At 57.8% G+C, this 16,378-nt stretch carries 14 protein-coding genes; 12 read left to right on the top strand and 2 right to left on the bottom strand.

Features of this window, described 5'->3' with window-relative positions; all coding sequences use genetic code 11:
* Positions 1-84 precede the first annotated feature (84 nt).
* From ileS to ACVWYF_RS07575, 10 genes are all read left to right on the top strand, one after another.
* Positions 85-3,648, top strand: coding sequence for an isoleucine--tRNA ligase (gene ileS, locus ACVWYF_RS07620; RefSeq protein ID WP_457066252.1), 3,564 nt, complete (start codon positions 85-87; stop codon positions 3,646-3,648).
* Between the two features lie 303 nt (positions 3,649-3,951).
* Complete coding sequence (locus ACVWYF_RS07615) at positions 3,952-4,623, top strand: lipoprotein signal peptidase (RefSeq protein WP_457066250.1); 672 nt, start codon at positions 3,952-3,954, stop codon at positions 4,621-4,623.
* A 235-nt stretch (positions 4,624-4,858) separates the two neighbouring features.
* Positions 4,859-5,527, top strand: coding sequence for a lipoprotein signal peptidase (locus ACVWYF_RS07610; protein ID WP_457066248.1), 669 nt, complete (start codon positions 4,859-4,861; stop codon positions 5,525-5,527).
* A gap of 110 nt (positions 5,528-5,637) precedes the next feature.
* Positions 5,638-5,982: a DUF7668 domain-containing protein gene (locus ACVWYF_RS07605; protein WP_457066247.1), complete on the top strand. Its 345-nt coding sequence runs from the start codon at positions 5,638-5,640 to the stop codon at positions 5,980-5,982.
* Positions 5,983-6,023: 41 nt separating this feature from the next.
* The gene (locus tag ACVWYF_RS07600; RefSeq protein WP_457066245.1) at positions 6,024-6,314 is read left to right on the top strand and encodes a GIY-YIG nuclease family protein; all 291 of its coding nucleotides are present in this window, start codon (positions 6,024-6,026) and stop codon (positions 6,312-6,314) included.
* A 138-nt stretch (positions 6,315-6,452) separates the two neighbouring features.
* Positions 6,453-8,345, top strand: coding sequence for an ABC transporter ATP-binding protein (locus ACVWYF_RS07595; RefSeq protein ID WP_457066243.1), 1,893 nt, complete (start codon positions 6,453-6,455; stop codon positions 8,343-8,345).
* Positions 8,346-8,670: 325 nt separating this feature from the next.
* Positions 8,671-11,154: a ribonuclease R gene (gene rnr, locus ACVWYF_RS07590; RefSeq protein ID WP_457066241.1), complete on the top strand. Its 2,484-nt coding sequence runs from the start codon at positions 8,671-8,673 to the stop codon at positions 11,152-11,154.
* 204 nt (positions 11,155-11,358) lie between these two features.
* Positions 11,359-12,330 carry a polyprenyl synthetase family protein gene (locus ACVWYF_RS07585; protein WP_457066239.1) on the top strand — a complete coding sequence of 324 codons (972 nt, stop codon included), beginning with the start codon at positions 11,359-11,361 and terminating at the stop codon, positions 12,328-12,330.
* Positions 12,331-12,418: 88 nt separating this feature from the next.
* On the top strand, positions 12,419-13,081 hold the full coding sequence (locus ACVWYF_RS07580) for a rhomboid family intramembrane serine protease (RefSeq protein WP_457066237.1): 663 nt from the start codon (positions 12,419-12,421) through the stop codon (positions 13,079-13,081).
* Positions 13,082-13,176: 95 nt separating this feature from the next.
* Complete coding sequence (locus ACVWYF_RS07575; protein ID WP_457066235.1) at positions 13,177-13,455, top strand: PLD nuclease N-terminal domain-containing protein; 279 nt, start codon at positions 13,177-13,179, stop codon at positions 13,453-13,455.
* Positions 13,456-13,559: 104 nt separating this feature from the next.
* Here the strand turns inward: ACVWYF_RS07575 and ACVWYF_RS07570 are convergent, their stop codons facing one another.
* Complete coding sequence (locus tag ACVWYF_RS07570; RefSeq protein WP_457066233.1) at positions 13,560-14,180, bottom strand: hypothetical protein; 621 nt, start codon at positions 14,178-14,180, stop codon at positions 13,560-13,562.
* Positions 14,181-14,300: 120 nt separating this feature from the next.
* Between ACVWYF_RS07570 and ACVWYF_RS07565 the strand changes: the two genes are divergently transcribed.
* Both ACVWYF_RS07565 and ACVWYF_RS07560 read left to right on the top strand, forming a co-directional pair.
* Positions 14,301-15,152, top strand: a complete 852-nt coding sequence (locus ACVWYF_RS07565) for a glycerophosphodiester phosphodiesterase family protein (RefSeq protein WP_457066231.1) — start codon at positions 14,301-14,303, stop codon at positions 15,150-15,152.
* A gap of 277 nt (positions 15,153-15,429) precedes the next feature.
* A complete protein-coding gene (locus ACVWYF_RS07560; RefSeq protein WP_457066229.1) occupies positions 15,430-15,816 on the top strand; it encodes a helix-turn-helix domain-containing protein in 387 nt (128 codons plus the stop codon).
* 223 nt (positions 15,817-16,039) lie between these two features.
* Here ACVWYF_RS07560 and ACVWYF_RS07555 read toward each other — a convergent pair whose 3' ends face one another.
* A complete protein-coding gene (locus ACVWYF_RS07555) occupies positions 16,040-16,351 on the bottom strand; it encodes a DUF721 domain-containing protein (protein ID WP_457066227.1) in 312 nt (103 codons plus the stop codon).
* Between the last annotated feature and the right edge of the window lie 27 nt (positions 16,352-16,378).

Genomic DNA, 16,378 nt, shown 5'->3' with positions numbered 1-16,378 from the left:
AATCAATCCGATTGCAACGAAGCGAGCAAGATGCTTCGACTGCGCTTAGCATGACGTTCTAAAGAATTGATAATAACCCAATTCATGAAATACCCCGAATACAAGCAGCCGCTCAACTACGGCCAGCTCGGTGAGGACATCCTCGCCTGGTGGAAGAAGCACGGCATCTTTGAAAAGAGCGTGAGCAGCCGCGAAGGCCAGCCCACGTTCGTGTTTTACGAAGGCCCCCCGTCGGCCAACGGCGCGCCTGGCATCCACCACGTCATGGCGCGCACGGTGAAGGACATTTTCGGCCGCTACCAGACGCTACTGGGCAAGCAGGTGCCCCGCAAGGGCGGCTGGGACACCCACGGCCTGCCCATCGAGCTGCAGGTGGAGAAGGAGCTGGGCATCACAAAGGAGGACATCGGCAAGAAAATCAGCATCGCGGACTACAACCAGCGCTGTAAGGAAACCGTCATGCGCTTCAAGGCGCAGTGGGACGACCTGACCGAGAAAATGGGCTACTGGGTCGACCTCAACGACCCCTACGTGACCTTCGAGCCGGAGTACATCGAGAGCTGCTGGGCGCTGCTCAAGAAGCTCTACGCCAAAGGCTTGCTCTACAAGGGCTACACCATCCAGCCGTACTCGCCGGCTGCTGGCACCGGCCTTTCGTCGCACGAGCTGAACCAGCCCGGCACCTACAAAGACGTGAAGGACACGACCGTGGTGGCGCAGTTTAAGGTGAAGCAGAACGAGGTTTCTGAGAAGCTCTTTAGAGCCGCCTGTCGGACTCGAACCAACAATAGCGCTGACCCCAAGATATTTATTTTAGCTTGGACGACAACGCCTTGGACATTGCCTGCCAACACGGCGCTCGCTGTGGGCAGAAATATTCGTTACGTGCTCGTCCGCACATTTAATCCTTATACTGGTGACCCCATTCATGTAGTGCTAGCTAAACCACTGGTAAGCCAGTATTTCAAGGGAAAGGAATTTTCAGAGAGCTTTTTTGATGTTGAGGAATTCGAATCCGCCTCATCGAATGATGCTAAAGTAGCAGCTTGGATGCTGAGTGGAGATGACTCAATCACTCCACAGGAATTTGCTTTGTTTATGAAGCCAGCTCCTTTAGAGTATGTTAAAGGTGAAGGTGTTACCAAGAGAGAGCAACGCCTGCTTCCTTGGAAAATCGAGGGCGAATTCACTGGTGCTGACCTCATCGACATCAAGTACGAGCGGCTGTTTGATTTCACGCCGTTTGAAGGCGAGGAACGGGCTTTCCGCGTCATCAACGGCGACTTCGTGACCACGGAGGACGGCACGGGCATCGTGCATATCTCGCCCACGTTTGGTGCCGATGACTTCCGCGCCGCGCAGCTGGCCGACATCCCGGCCTTGATGGTGCCGGATGCCGAAGGCACGCTCGGCCCCATCGTGGACCGGACGGGCCGCTACGTGCCCCAAATGGGCGAGTTTGCGGGCCGCTGGGTGAAGAACTACGACGGCCACGACGAGTCGGGGGCCGACTATAAAACGCTGGACGAGAGCATCGTCATCAAGATGAAGGGCGACGGCACGGCCTTCAAAGTGGAGAAGTACGAGCACACCTACCCGCACTGCTGGCGCACCGACAAACCCGTGCTCTACTACCCGCTCGACTCCTGGTTCATCAAGACCACAGCGGTAAAGGACCGGCTCATCGAGCTCAACAAAACCATCAACTGGAAGCCCGAAAGCACCGGCACCGGTCGCTTCGGCAACTGGCTGGAGAACCTGGTAGACTGGAACCTGAGCCGCTCGCGCTACTGGGGTACCCCGCTGCCCATCTGGCGCAGCCAGGACCGGACGGAGGAAATCTGCATCGGCAGCATCGCCGAGCTGAAGGCGGAGATTGACAAGGCCGTGGCGGCCGAAATCATGACCCACAACCCCTACGTCAACGGCGAAAAAGTGGACCTGCACCGGCCCTACGTGGACGATATTTTCCTCGTCAGCCCCACCGGCCAGCCCATGTACCGCGAGGCCGACCTCATCGACGTGTGGTTCGACTCCGGGGCCATGCCCTACGCGCAGTGGCACTATCCGATTGAAAACGAGGGCCAGTTCCAGAAGAATTTTCCCGCCGATTTCATCGCCGAAGGCGTGGACCAAACCCGCGGCTGGTTCTTCACGCTGCACGCCCTGGCCGTAATGCTGGAAGATTCCGTGGCCTTCAAAAACGTGATTGCCAATGGCTTGGTGCTCGCCAAAGACGGCCAGAAGATGAGCAAGCGCCTCGGCAACGCCGTCGACCCGTTTGCCACCATCAAGCAGTTCGGCCCCGATGCCACCCGCTGGTACCTCATCGCCAACGCGCCACCGTGGGACAACCTCAAGTTCGACCCCGCCGGCGTGACCGAAGTGCAGCGCCGTTTCTTCGGCACGCTCTTCAATACGTACTCGTTCTATGCGCTTTACGCGAACCTGGACGAGTTTCAGACCAGCGAATTCAACCGCATTCCGCACGCCGATTTGAGCGAGCTGGACCGCTGGATTCTGAGCAAATTGCAGTCGCTGATTGTGGAAGTGCGCGGGCACCTCGACAGCTACGACCCCACGAAGGCCGCCCGCGCCATCCAGGATTTCGTGACCGACCAGCTCTCGAACTGGTACGTGCGCCTCTCGCGCCGCCGCTTCTGGAAAGGCGAATTGAGCGCCGATAAGCGCGCCGCCTACGAAACCCTGCAGGAATGCCTGGTGGTGGTGGCCCAGCTGATGTCGCCCATCGCGCCCTTCTTCGCCGAGTGGCTGTACAAGAACATGACCGACGGCATGCGCGCCGAAGCCGTGGCCAAAAACACGCCCCTGGCCCCGGAATCGGTGCATCTGACGCTGCTGGTGGAAGCCGACACGGCCCGCATCGACCCGAAGCTGGAGGAGCGCATGGAACTGGCCCAACGCATCAGCTCGCTGGCCCACTCGCTGCGCAAAAAGTCGGTGCTGAAGGTGCGTCAACCCCTACAGCGCATCCTGGTGCCGGTGCTGAACGACTCGACCAAGGAGCAAGTCGGCCTCGTGGAGGATTTGATTTGCGCCGAAATCAACGTGAAGCACATCGAATTCCTCGACGATGAGAGCGAAAGCGGCGTGCTGGTGAAGTCGGTGAAGCCCAATTTCAAGCGCCTCGGCCAACAATACGGCCCGCGCCTGAAGGCCGTGGGTGCCCGCATTCAGCAGATGACGGCGGCCGAAATTTCGAAGCTGGAGAAGGAGGGAAGCCTCGCCGTGGAGGTCGATGGCCAGCCCATCACCCTGGCCCCCGACGATGTGGAAATCCGCACCGACGACCTGCCCGGCTGGCTCGTGGCCACCGACGGCCCCCTCACCGTGGCCCTCGACGTGACCCTGACCGACGAGCTGCGCCAGGAAGGCCTCGCCCGCGAGCTAGTGAACCGCCTCCAGAACCTGCGCAAAGACTCGGGCCTGGAAGTGCAGGACAAAATCCGCGTCACCCTGGCCGATGCGCAGCCCGAGCTTACGGCCGCCGTGGCCGCATTCGGCGACTACATCCGCACCGAAACGCAGGCCCTCGCTCTCACCTTCGCGGCCGATGTGAACGGCGGTTCCGTGCTCGAATTTGATGACTACTCCGTGCCGGTCTTTTTGGAGGTCGCAACTGCTTGATGCTGAACGACTCGCCGTGAGGTGAAATCCCCAGCGAGTCCTCCGCCGCACAAATGCTCGGTAAGCTCGTCTTTATCCGTTCAAAACATCAGATAGTCAGTTATAAAAAGTACAAAACAAGGTAAAAGGAACGACTTTCAATCGCACGTCATGCTGAGCGTAGTCGAAGCATCTCTACCACGCCATTTGAACCGTTCAACGAAGCGGTAGATATGCTTCGACTACGCTCAGCATGACGCGCTGAAAGCCCCTGACCGTACCCACTTTCCGACTTCAATTCCCTAGATTTTCGGCCCTGCCTGAATGCACCCAATCCTCACCACTCGCCAGCAAACGGCGGCCAAATTTTTCCTGCTGGCGCTGTTCGTTATTGCTATTGACCAACTTTCGAAGTGGGCCGTGCATACCTACATGCAGCCCGGTATGGCGGGTGAAATCCCCCTCATCGGCCACTGGGCCAAGCTGCACTACACGCTGAACCCTGGCATGGCCTTCGGTGCCGAGTTGCCCGCACCATATGGAAAGCTGGTTCTCAGTGGCTTTCGCTTGCTGGCCGTGTTTGGCCTGAGCTACTACATTATCCGCCTTTGCAAGCAGCGCGCCGCCGGCGGCTACATCGCCTGCATGGCCCTCATCCTCGGTGGGGCCGTGGGCAACCTGATTGATTCGGTTTTCTACGGTGTCATCTACGATAACGCGCCATTTGGCTCGCCCACGCGCTGGTTATATGGCCAGGTCATCGACATGCTCTACGTCGACATTTACGAAGGCTTCCTGCCCCAAAACTGGCCGCTGCTAGGAGGGAAGTACGTGTCGCTCTGGCCCATCTTCAACATCGCCGATTCCTCCATTTTCATCGGTGTAGCCATTATTCTGCTCAATCAGAGCCGGTTTTTTAAGCAGGAAGAGCCGGTAGCGGTAGCTGAGAATCGCAGCGAGCCGCTGGTAGCTCCTGATTCGGAGAATCTGGGGTAGCTGCGCGCCCGTCAACCTCACCCCCTGACCCCCTCTCCCGCGGAGAGGGGGCACCGGTTTGGAGCAGGATTAAAATGAAAGAGCCTGGCGCAATGCGCTGGGCTCTATTTTATGGATTAGAATTCGTCAGGAGCAAGACCGGTGCCCCCTCTCCGCGGGAGAGGGGGCGGGGGTGAGGTGAACGCGGAGGGCGACACTTCCTGCCGTTCTTTGCATTCCCGTTGCCTATTCTACAATGCACCCAACGCTCACCACCCGCCAGCATTCCGCGGCTAAATTCTTCCTGCTGGCCCTGCTCATCATCGCGCTCGACCAACTATCGAAGTATTTGGTACACACCTACATGCAGCTTGGTTCGGCCGGCGAAATCCCCGTTCTCGGTCAATTCGCCAAACTGAATTACACGCTGAACCCCGGCATGGCTTTCGGGGCCGAACTGCCCGCGCCCTACGGCAAGTTGGTGCTCACCGGCTTCCGCATGCTGGCCGTGGGTGGGTTGATTTACTACATTGTTCGCCTCTGCCGCCAGCGCGTGGCGGCCGGCTACATCGCCTGTATGGCTCTCATCCTCGGCGGCGCGGTCGGAAACTTGATTGACTCGATTTTCTACGGAATTATCTACAATAACGCCCCGGTAGGCTCGCCCACGCGCTGGTTCTACGGCCAGGTTATCGACATGATTTTCGTGCCGCTGTACGTGGGTTATTTCCCTAAATCCTGGCCCCTCATCGGCGGCTCGTACAGCGGCGGCTTCCCCATCTTCAACATCGCCGATTCGTCCATCTTCATCGGCGTTGCCTTGATTCTGCTCAACCAGAGCCGCTTTTTCAACGAATCGCAGCCCGCAGCCGCTCCCAACGAGCCCCAGCCCCTAGTCGCCGCCGATGCTGAGAAGCTGGCGTAGTAGGGGAGAGGGGCAGAACGTTGAACGGTAATCGTAACAACGGTCATGCTGAGCGAAGTCGAAGCATCTCTACCGCTTCGTTGAGTGAATGCGATAAAATTCAACAGTGAATGAAAAAGAACAGAATAAAAGCTACTGCTTCCTTTATCGTAAACTGTTTGTTTGATGAGAATTATGCTCTGCTACACGAGCTTGATTGTAGTCAGGAATCACCACCAAATTATATTGAGAATGCTGTTGAGGCATATGGTGGTGCAGTGACGTTAATTCCAGACGATAAAACCTACAGAATCGGTGTGATTAGACATGCAGATATACCGGATAGGATTTTTGTAGATATCTTACTGTGGTTTGATAATCAAGAAAGTGACTTAACTCTACAATGTACTTTCCACATAGACAAAGTACTGGATGGCCTTTATCGATTCTCAATTACCGAATTAGACATACTATAATCGTTTTGACAGAATCAGCATAACATTCTAAATGCCTCAGCATGTACGTCTACATCCTGACAAATCAAACCCAAACCGTTTTGTACATCGGCGTCACCAACGACCTCTCGCGACGGCTTTATGAGCACAGTAGCGGCCGGGGAGATGCAGGGAAATTTACTGGGCGGTATCAGGCTGATTTGCTAGTTTACTTTGAACTATCACCTGACGCTATGCAGGCCATAGCCCGTGAAAAGCAATTGAAAGGCTGGACACGCCGGAAGAAAGACGCACTGATTACAGCATTTAATCCGACCTGGCAGGCCGTTGATTTAGAGACTTGGGAAGGCTGACCCCAACGAAGCGGTAGAGATGCTTCGGCTGCGCTCAGCATGACCGTTCACATGTGTTGACGTTCTTGCATACCTGAATAGCTCAAAACAGCCTACAGCCGCTCAAAATCACCCAAACTGCCACCCATAATTCCCTCCGTGCCCAACCCGCTGCTCACCGTTTCCAACCTCACCATTGAATTCTCCAGCCACCGCGGCGACGTGCGGGCCGTGGACAACGTGTCGTTTGAGCTGCACCGGGGCGAAACGCTGGCCATTGTGGGCGAATCCGGCTCGGGCAAATCCGTGACCTCGCTGGCGCTGCTGGGGCTGATTCCGATGCCGCCCGGCCGCATTGCCAACGGCCAGGCCCTCTTCCAGTCCGAAAAGCTGGGCCAGACCGACCTGCTGAAACTCTCCGAAACCGACCTGCGCCAAGTGCGCGGCAACGACATCGGCATGATTTTCCAGGAGCCGATGACCTCGCTGAACCCCGTGTACACCTGCGGCAGCCAGGTGGTGGAAGCCCTGCGCCTGCACACCGACCTCAGCGAAGCCGGCGCCAAGGCCCGCACCATCGAGCTATTCACCGAGGCGCAGCTGCCGCGCCCCGAAGCCATTTTCGGCAGCTACCCGCACGAAATCTCGGGCGGCCAGAAGCAGCGCGTCATGATTGCCATGGCCATGGCCTGCCGCCCGGCTTTACTCATCGCCGACGAGCCCACCACCGCCCTCGACGTGACCGTGCAGGCCCGCATGCTGCGCCTGATTGACGACCTGCGCCGCCAGCACAACACGGCCGTCCTTTTTATCACCCACGACCTCGGCGTGGTGGCCGAAATCGCCGACCGCATTCTGGTGATGTACCGGGGCCGGGTCGTGGAACAGGGGAGGGTGCTGGATATTTTTTCAAATCCGCAACATCCGTACACAAAAGGCCTTTTGGCGTGCCGTCCGCGCCTCTCGGTGGGCAAAAAACGCCTCCCCGTGGTGGCCGATTTCATGCGGGAAGACGCCAGCGGGCAGCTTTTGGCCCAGCCCGAGCCGGTTGTTTCGCTTCCAGATGAGGCACTTGCGGAATCTTCGCCCGAAGTGGAGGCCCAGCAGTTACACGATAAAATTGAAACCGCCAAAACGTTCCCCGTGGAACATGGCGTTTTGGGGGATGTTCCACGCCCTGTCGAGCTTACTGCTGCGCCCACTGTGGCCGCTGCGCCTAACGGTTCTGAGCCGCTTCTCCAGGTTCAGAACCTCCAGGTCTATTTCCCGCTCCGCAAGGGCTTCTTCCGCCGCGCTACTGATTACGTGCGGGCCGTGGATGACGTCAGCTTCACGCTCTACCCCGGCGAAACCATCGGCCTCGTGGGCGAGTCCGGTTGCGGCAAGACCACGCTGGGCCGGGCGCTGCTCCGCCTCACGGAACCAACGGCGGGCAGCATCCTGTTTGAAGGGACCGATTTGGCGAAGCTGTCGAGCGGGGACTTGCGCCGTCGTCGGCGCGATTTGCAGCTGGTGTTTCAGGACCCCTACGCTGCCCTCAACCCGATGCTGACCGTGGGCGAGGCCATCTGGGAGCCTATGCGCGTGCATAACGTGGGCGGCACCCGCCAGCAGCAAAAGGCGAAAGTACTGGAGCTGCTGCGTACCGTGGGGCTGCGCGACGAGCATTTCCAGCGCTACCCGCACGAGTTCAGCGGCGGGCAGCGGCAGCGCATCTGCATTGCCCGGGCGCTGGCCTTGCAGCCCAAATTGATTGTCTGCGACGAGTCTGTTTCGGCCCTCGACGTTTCGGTGCAGGCGCAGGTGTTGAACTTGCTCAACGACCTCAAACGCGAGTTCGGCATCACCTATTTATTCATCACGCACGACCTGTCCGTGGCCCGGTTTATGAGCGACCGGCTGCTGGTCATGCACCAGGGCCGCATCGTGGAGAGCGGCCCGGCGGCGGCCATCTACGCCCACCCGCAACACGAATACACCCAAGGCCTGCTAGCCGCCATCCCAAAGGATAGTCTGGCCGATATCGAAGCCGCCGTAGCCAGCCGGGCGTAAGCTGTAGCGCGGAATTTGTAGTCCGCGTCCCCGACGGAAACCCGAACGAATACCAAGCTGCGCGGGGACGCGGACTACAAAGTCCGCGCTACATCTCAGCCAGCCCTTATACCTTGCGCTGCCGGACGCTACTTAAGTAGCGCTGACGAAGCTCCAGATTCTGGCTGTTACTGCGTCAATCTCAATCCCGCGTGGACTCGCAGAGTCCACGCTACAACCTACCGGCCCGGCCCGCGTTTCACTAAGCGGCGCGGCCCAGCCAGCCACTCATTTTTCCGCTCTCGCCGCCTGCGACCAATCAACTTTTCGGCGGCTACCTTTTTACATGAATACCCCCGAAAACCCCAAGGCTCCCCGCGCCCAGCGCGAAAAGCCCGAACCCGCGGCCATTACCCAGGACCAGGTCCTGCACGTCTTCGCCGATAACCCGACCAAAGTTATTGCCTACCGCCAGCTCTCGCGCCGCCTCGGCGTCACCACCAAGGGCCAGCGTGAGGAAATATTTGCCCACATCAAGGTGCTGCGCAAAAACGGCCTTATTACGCTGCTGCAAAACGACGAATACCGCCTCGCTGACACCGATGCCGTGGCGGCCGCTTTGATGCCGTCCAGCGCCAAAAAATCGAGCAAAAAAGGCGGGTCGTTGGTGAAGCCCCCGCGTACCCTTTCGGTGCAGGACCAGTTCGGCCGCGACCCCATTGTCCACCGCCGCCGTGAAGCCGGCTTCGACTACGTGGACGGCGACGACCGTCCCGAGCGCGCCCCGTCCAACACCGTCATCGGCACCGTCGATTTGGCTACGCCCAATTTCGCCTTCGTGGTGCCGGAGGGCACGGGTGATTCCGACGACATCCGTGTATTCACCGACCAACTCAAGTTTGCCCTGCAGGGCGACGTGGTGCGGGTGCGTTTGCGCAGCGGCTCACGCGATGGCCGCCCGATGGGCGACGTGGTGGAAGTGCTCAAGCGGGTGCGCCCCGAAATCGTGGGCCGCATCCAGATTCAGGGGACGCTTGGCTTCGTGAAGCCCGACAACCGCAAGGTGTATTTCGATGTGTTCGTGCCGCCGCATTTGCTGCACGAGTCGCGGAATGGCGACAAGGTGCTGGTCCGCATCAACGAGTTTCCGGAGGACAGCAGCCGGCAGCCGGTGGGCGAGGTCATCCGCAACTTCGGCGCGGCCGGCGGCAACGAGGCCGAGATAAACGCCATTATGGCCGAGTTCGGCTTGCCCTTCGAATTCCCGGAGGAAGTGCAGACCGAATCGGAAGGCATCAGCGAGGTGATTCAGCCCGATGAAATTGCCCGCCGCCGCGACTTCCGCGCCATCACCACCTTCACCATCGACCCCGCCGACGCCAAGGATTTCGATGATGCATTGAGCATTCAGAAGCTGGAAAATGGCCATTGGGAAATCGGTGTCCACATCGCCGACGTTACCCACTACGTGCGCCCAGGCACCGAGCTGGAGCGCGAGGGCAAGCACCGGGCCACCTCCGTGTACCTCGTCGACCGCGTGATTCCGATGCTACCCGAGCGCCTCTCCAACGGCCTCTGCTCACTGCGCCCCAATGAGGACAAGCTGACTTTTTCGGCCGTGTTCGAGCTCGATGAAGCCGGCAAGCTCTACGAGTCGTGGTTCGGCAAAACCATTATTCACTCCGACCGCCGCTTCAGCTACGAGGACGCCCAGGAGCGTATCGAAAGCAAGGAGGGCGAGTACGCCGAGGAGATAAATATCATGAACGACATGGCGCATAAGCTGTGTGCGCTGCGCTTCAAGCAGGGGGCCATCACCTTCGAAACCCAGGAAGTGAAGTTCCGGCTCGATGCCAACGGCAAGCCGCTCGGCGTGTACGTGAAGGAGCGGAAGGATGCGCACAAGATGATTGAGGAGTTCATGCTGCTGGCCAACCGCAAGGTGGCCGAGTTCGTGTTCAACCTCAAAAAGACCAAGCCGCGCTTCACCATGGTGTACCGCACCCACGACGCGCCCGAGCCCGAACGTCTCCAGACTTTCGCCCTCTTCGCCCAGAAATTCGGCTACAAGCTCAAGCTCGAAAACCCGAAGAAAATCAGCACCGAGCTCAACAACCTTAGCTCCGAGGTGATGGGCAAGCCCGAGCAAAACGTGCTGCAAGGGCTGGCCATTCGCACCATGTCGAAGGCCATCTACACCACCGAGCCGCTCGGCCACTTTGGCCTGGCGTTCGAGCACTACTCGCACTTCACCTCGCCCATCCGCCGCTACCCGGACATGATGGCCCACCGCCTGCTGGAGCACTACCTCCTCGGCGGCAAGAACGTGCCCGTCGAGCCCGTGGAAGAAGAGTGCAAGCACTCCTCGGCCCGCGAGAAACTAGCGGCCAACGCCGAACGCGCCAGCATCAAATTCAAGCAGGTTGAGTTCATGGCCAATGAAATCGGTAATACCTTCAAGGGTGTGGTGTCGGGCCTGACGGAGCGCGGCATGTACATCGAAATCGAGGAGAACAAGTGCGAGGGCATGGTCCGCATCAGCGACATCCCCGGCGACTTCTACGAGCTCGATAAGGACAACTACCGCATCGTCGGCAAGAACAACAAGCGCATCATCCAGTTCGGCGACGAAATGATGGTGGTCGTAAAGTCTGCCAACCTCCTCGACCGCACCATCGACTTCGAGCTGGTGGACGACCGTCCCGACCACGTGAAAAAGCGCGAAGCCGAGGAACGCAAGCAGCGCAGCAGCGAGCCCCGCGGCTACCGCGACCACAGCAGCGGTAAGGGTGGGAGCAAGGGTGGCGGCTTCAAAGGCAAGCGCCGGTAACCTCCTCGCTCTTCTCCTTGGGAAGAAGGGGGCCTGACGGTTCTTAATGTCCCGACTCAAGCTAGAGTCGGGACTTTTTTGTTGATGCCAGCAGAATCAAATTTTATAACCAAAAGCTTCTGGGCTCCCATCTCCCCAAGGAGTGGGGCCCGCCCCGCAGGTGTCATGTGAGGTTCCCCGCGCCTGCCGTTCTTTGCACCACCTATGACCCCAGCCGACTTCCCCGCTAACATCACCGCCGCCCTCGCCCAGCTCGACTACGGGCAGGCGCCGGAAACCCTCTACGCCCCCATCCGCTACATCATGGGCTTGGGCGGCAAACGCATCCGGCCGCTGCTTACGCTGCTAGGGGCCCACCTCTTCACCGACGACCTCAGCGGCATCATCAAGCCCGCCCTCGCCACCGAAGTCTTCCACAACTTCACCCTCCTCCACGACGACCTGATGGACCAGGCCCCCCTGCGCCGCGGCCAGGCCACCGTGCATGAAAAGTGGAACCCTAACGTGGCCATCCTTTCCGGCGATGTGATGCTGGTGCGCGCTTATGAGTTATTCCTGGACGTGCCGCCGGCGCTGCTCCCGCGCATCCTCGCCCGCTTCAGCCAGACGGCTGCCGAGGTGTGCGAAGGCCAGCAGTGGGACATGAATTTTGAGACAGAACCCCAGGTCAGCATTGCCCAGTACCTGGATATGATTCGCCTGAAAACGGCCGTCCTCCTCGGCTTCTGCCTGGAGCTGGGGGCCCGCCTCGCCGGCTCTTCCGAGGAGGATGCCGAGCACCTCCGTCAGTTCGGCACCGATATCGGCCTGGCCTTCCAGCTGCGCGACGACCTGCTCGACGTGTACGGCGACACCGCCACCTTCGGCAAGCGCGTGGGCGGCGACATTATCTCCGACAAGAAAACCTTCCTCCTGCTCTCCGCCCAGGCCCAAGCTGGCCCCGCCCAGCAAGCCATCCTGGCCCAGCACATCGGCCAGCCCGTATCCGATGCCGACGCCAAAGTGCAGGCCGTGCGCGCCATCTACGATGAGCTCGAAATTCGCCCCCAGACCGAAGCTCTCATCAACTCTTATTTCCAGGATGCCCTGCAACATCTGGAGCGCGTAGCGGCCCCCGCCGAGCGCAAGCAGCCCCTGCATCAGCTGGCGCTCCAGTTGATGGACCGCGAAAGCTAGGTGCTTCGTTCCCTTCTGGCACATGCTTTCGCTTGTGCCCGTGCTCACGATGCACAAGCGAAAGCATGTGCGACACCCCTTATATCCCGTGTTCAACCCAATTCTGATTCTCGTCGGCCTCACGGTCCTCGTTTCCGCTTACGCCTGGTCCAACCACGAACTCATGGAGTCGTGGATACTGCGGCCCTACCGCATGGCCCGCGACAACAGCCAGTGGTATCGCTTCCTCACCTCCGGCTTCTTGCACGCCGACTGGGGCCACCTGCTCTTCAACATGATTGCCTTCTATTCCTTCGGCCAACTTGTGCTGAGTGTACTGGCCAGCGGCACCGGCGCGCCCGGCCTCGATGGCTTCGGGGCCGTGGGCGGCATCTGGCGCTTCCTGCTCCTCTACCTGGGCGGCATCGTGGTATCCGATATCCCCACCTACTTCCGCCACCGCGACGACCGCGACTATGGCAGCCTTGGGGCCTCCGGCGGCGTGGCTTCCGTACTTTTCGCCGGGGTTGTCTACTCGCCCCTGAATAAAATCTACATGATGTTTATCCCGGTGGGTATTCCCGGCTTCATCTTCGGCTTTCTCTACCTGGCCTATTCCTACTACCAAGGCCGCCGTCGGGGCGATAATATCAACCACGACGCCCATTTCTACGGGGCCATCTACGGCGTGGTGTTCACCTTGCTCTTCACACCGGCTGCTGGCAATGAATTTGTCCGGCAAATAGGCCTGTTTTTGAAGTCAATAATTTGATAATCAGTTAATTAATTTGATTTAATTGCCTTTTTCTATATCTATTTGAGCAGGTTTGCGTACAGGGCCATATTCACCTCTTACCCCAACCTGAAATGCAACTGCTCTCCTCCCTTCGCAACCGCATCCCCTCATTGGCTCTCCTGCTGAGCCTGGTCACTTCGGTCCTTCTGACTTCCTGCGGTAGCGGCCGCCGCGCCGATGGTTCCCTCACCATCTTTGGCGTGCTGTATTTGTTGTTCGCCGTCTTTGCGTTCATCAGCCTCATCAAGCAGGATTGGTCCATTGGTAAGAAAATCATCTGGGGTCTTATCATCTGGTTCTTCCCCTTCGGTGGTTCCATCATCTACTTCCTCTTCTCCGGCCGCAGCTAGACAGTTGCCGCTTCAACAAAAAACCCCGGCCACTCTGGTCGGGGTTTTTTGTTGAAGTAAATGTTAAAATCAGCCTCCCGATTCAGGCCGGGCTCTAACGCCGGCTAATTCAGTAGTCGCTTCTTTTCCAGCCGCGCCACGCCGCGCAGCAGCTCGCCACTGTTCGTTATCTGCGTCATCTGCCAATGGTCACCTTGGCGGCGCATCTTCACTTCTACCACCATCGTAGTGTCATATTTGGGCTGCGTCACCTCCAGGCCTACGAAAGCATTGTCGCCTTCCTCGCGGGTGTACTTGATGCCTTTAAACTCGCTATCCGGGTTCACAATTTTGCTGGCCAATCCCGTTAGCGAGACGTTTACTAGGCGCTTTGGGGCTGCCGCCGCTGCTGCTTCCAGCGAGCCCGTTTCCACATAGCGCTGCACTTCCTGGTGCGCGGCTTTGGCCAGGGCTGGCTTCAGCAGCCGCATGGCTCCTCCCATCATCAGGCTGCCGCCGGGCAGCAGCGAGGTCAGGGCCGAACTCTGCTGGGCCACGTCATCTACAAGGTGGGTAGTTACGCTGTTCACGTCGACGTATTTCTCAAACATCGCCATGTCGTGCGTCTGCACCGCAGCGGCGGCCGAAACCAATGCGCCACTCGGGCCTTGCTTCAGGCTTCGGTAGTAATAGTACCCGCCGGCAGCGAGAACTAGTAGTACAACAAGTAGCAGTAGTTTTTTCATGAAATCGTAAACGGTTAGGGTGAGCTACAAAACTACCCCAAACCCCGTAGTGAATACCTCTCTGCTTACCTGATGCACGTAGCCCGTTCCAGCTTCGCTTTTCACTTAGCCTCTTATTTCATGCCTGCCCCTTCTCATCCTCGAATCCCCGAGCTCCATGGCCATCGCGGCTGCCGGGGCCTGCGTCCCGAGAATACCTTGCCCGCCTTTCTGCACGCTCTCGCCCTTGGCGTCGATGTGCTGGAAATGGACGTGGTTATCTCGGCCGACCGCCAGGTTGTTGTCTCCCACGAGCCCTGGCTCAATCCGGCTATTTGCTTAGACCCGGAAGGCCAAGCCATCGAGAACAGCTCTTCTCCACGCTTTAATCTATACCAGATGCCCTATGCCACCATTCGCCAATGCGACTGCGGCCAGCGGCGTCATCCGTCCTTTCCAGAGCAACTTTCTGCGCCGGCTTACAAGCCTTTGCTCCGCGATGTACTGGCTGCCACCGAGGCCGCGACCCGCACTTCCGGCCGCCCGCCTGTCCGGTATGCTATCGAAATAAAGAGTAGCCCAGAAGGGGACAACATATTCCATCCCGCCCCCGAAAATTTCCTGCCCCTGGTCTTGGCTGAAATCAGCAATGCCCAGGTTTCAGCCCGCACCACCTTACTGTGTTTTGACCAGCGGATTCTTCTCATTGCCCATCAGTATGCGCCCGACCTGAACACCTGCCTGCTGCTCGAGGCTGAACAGTCCTGGCTTGGCGGTGTGCAGGAACTAGGCTTTGTGCCCACCACCTTAGGCCCCGATTTTACCAGCGTTACAACTGCCGCTGTACGTCAGTTGCGGAGCCAGTACCCCAGCCTCCGGCTTGTACCATGGACCGTAAACCAACCAGCCGATATGATGAACTTAATCGCACTAGGCGTAGACGGCATAACCACTGATTATCCCAACCTATTTCTGGCTCTGACCGCCGAATAAAATCAGCAGGAAATTACAGAGGAGTGCTTTTGTGCTTGAATTGCTCATGTGACCCCTGTCTATGTAAGCGCTTCAGTGTATCAGTGAAAAGGTGTTTTGTATTACAATAGTGTATTGTAAAGCATATCTGTAATTATTGTATAATGTATTCTGTAATGATGTAACAATACAAGCCGGGTGTTGCATGTCTGTAACACCTGTAATTATTGTTCGCATGCCCTTGTTTAATCGGGTTGCGTTTAACATATTTGCATAAGCGTTACGCAACACACTCTCTATGCCACACCAAGGCGAAATCCTTCAGGAAGCCATCAAAAACAGTGGTATTTCAATTACTCGTATCGTCGAGGAGTTGGGCATTACACGCCCGACCATATACCGTAAATTCAAAGATGAAATTATTGATTACAGCTTTGTAAAGAAAGTTGGCGAAATAATCAACCATAATTTTTCGGACAACTTTACAAACATACAGCAACCTGTATTTCCATTTGTAACAAGTGTCCCAAGGCCATCTGTTGTCAATAGTGTTACACCTCGTGTAACACAAACACTTAATACTGACCCTGACCTGTCTAAACAGCTATTGACGCTCCAGACTAAGTACATAGCGCTTCTGGAAGCCTACAATGAGCTCCTGCTAAAAGTGTATGGCCCGAAGTGACAAAAATGTTCCACGTGAAACAATTTTGTCGTGATGCTATGTGATACGTTAGGGACGAGCGACTCACTAGGGGGTAAGCCGCAAAAAAAATATAGGGTGTTGCGGGGCGTAATAGTTATCCAGCCGGGACCTAATGCAGGAGCATAGTTGGGCTGCCAAACGTCAGCCTCGCTGTGCTATCTGTTCTTGAATCCCCGGCTGTGAATTAATAAACGCTCAGTGCCTACAGAAAGATGACTTCTGTTACCACCGTTGTTCCAACCGCTGCATTGATAAGTTCGGCTACCCGGGTCTTGGCCATAAGGAGCTCATGCTTGAGCGGAGCAGAGCTGAGACGCACAAACAGACGGCCCTTGTTCACATAGACCTCCTGGGTTTTCAACGCGACGGCTTTGCCCATCACCCGCTCCCAACTCGACACTACGGTTACCTCGTTGAGCTTGCCCTGAAGCCGGTAAGCCCGGACCAGCGCTTCGAGGCCTTCCTTGAGTGGAATGATATCGCCGGAGCGGGAAGAAGCGGAAGGTTTTTTCACAAGGCTTTGGGCAAAGTCAGCTGACGA

The organism is Hymenobacter sp. UYAg731 (assembly GCF_054061335.1).
This window is presented reverse-complemented; position numbering and strand designations above follow the sequence as displayed.

Coding starts and splice junctions, on each gene's coding strand:
- ileS (WP_457066252.1), top strand. CDS start 85: ATGAAATACCCCGAATACAAGCAGCCGCTCAACTACGGCCAGCTCGGT.
- ACVWYF_RS07615 (WP_457066250.1), top strand. CDS start 3,952: ATGCACCCAATCCTCACCACTCGCCAGCAAACGGCGGCCAAATTTTTC.
- ACVWYF_RS07610 (WP_457066248.1), top strand. CDS start 4,859: ATGCACCCAACGCTCACCACCCGCCAGCATTCCGCGGCTAAATTCTTC.
- ACVWYF_RS07605 (WP_457066247.1), top strand. CDS start 5,638: ATGAAAAAGAACAGAATAAAAGCTACTGCTTCCTTTATCGTAAACTGT.
- ACVWYF_RS07600 (WP_457066245.1), top strand. CDS start 6,024: ATGTACGTCTACATCCTGACAAATCAAACCCAAACCGTTTTGTACATC.
- rnr (WP_457066241.1), top strand. CDS start 8,671: ATGAATACCCCCGAAAACCCCAAGGCTCCCCGCGCCCAGCGCGAAAAG.
- ACVWYF_RS07585 (WP_457066239.1), top strand. CDS start 11,359: ATGACCCCAGCCGACTTCCCCGCTAACATCACCGCCGCCCTCGCCCAG.
- ACVWYF_RS07575 (WP_457066235.1), top strand. CDS start 13,177: ATGCAACTGCTCTCCTCCCTTCGCAACCGCATCCCCTCATTGGCTCTC.
- ACVWYF_RS07570 (WP_457066233.1), bottom strand. CDS start 14,180: ATGAAAAAACTACTGCTACTTGTTGTACTACTAGTTCTCGCTGCCGGC.
- ACVWYF_RS07565 (WP_457066231.1), top strand. CDS start 14,301: ATGCCTGCCCCTTCTCATCCTCGAATCCCCGAGCTCCATGGCCATCGC.
- ACVWYF_RS07560 (WP_457066229.1), top strand. CDS start 15,430: ATGCCACACCAAGGCGAAATCCTTCAGGAAGCCATCAAAAACAGTGGT.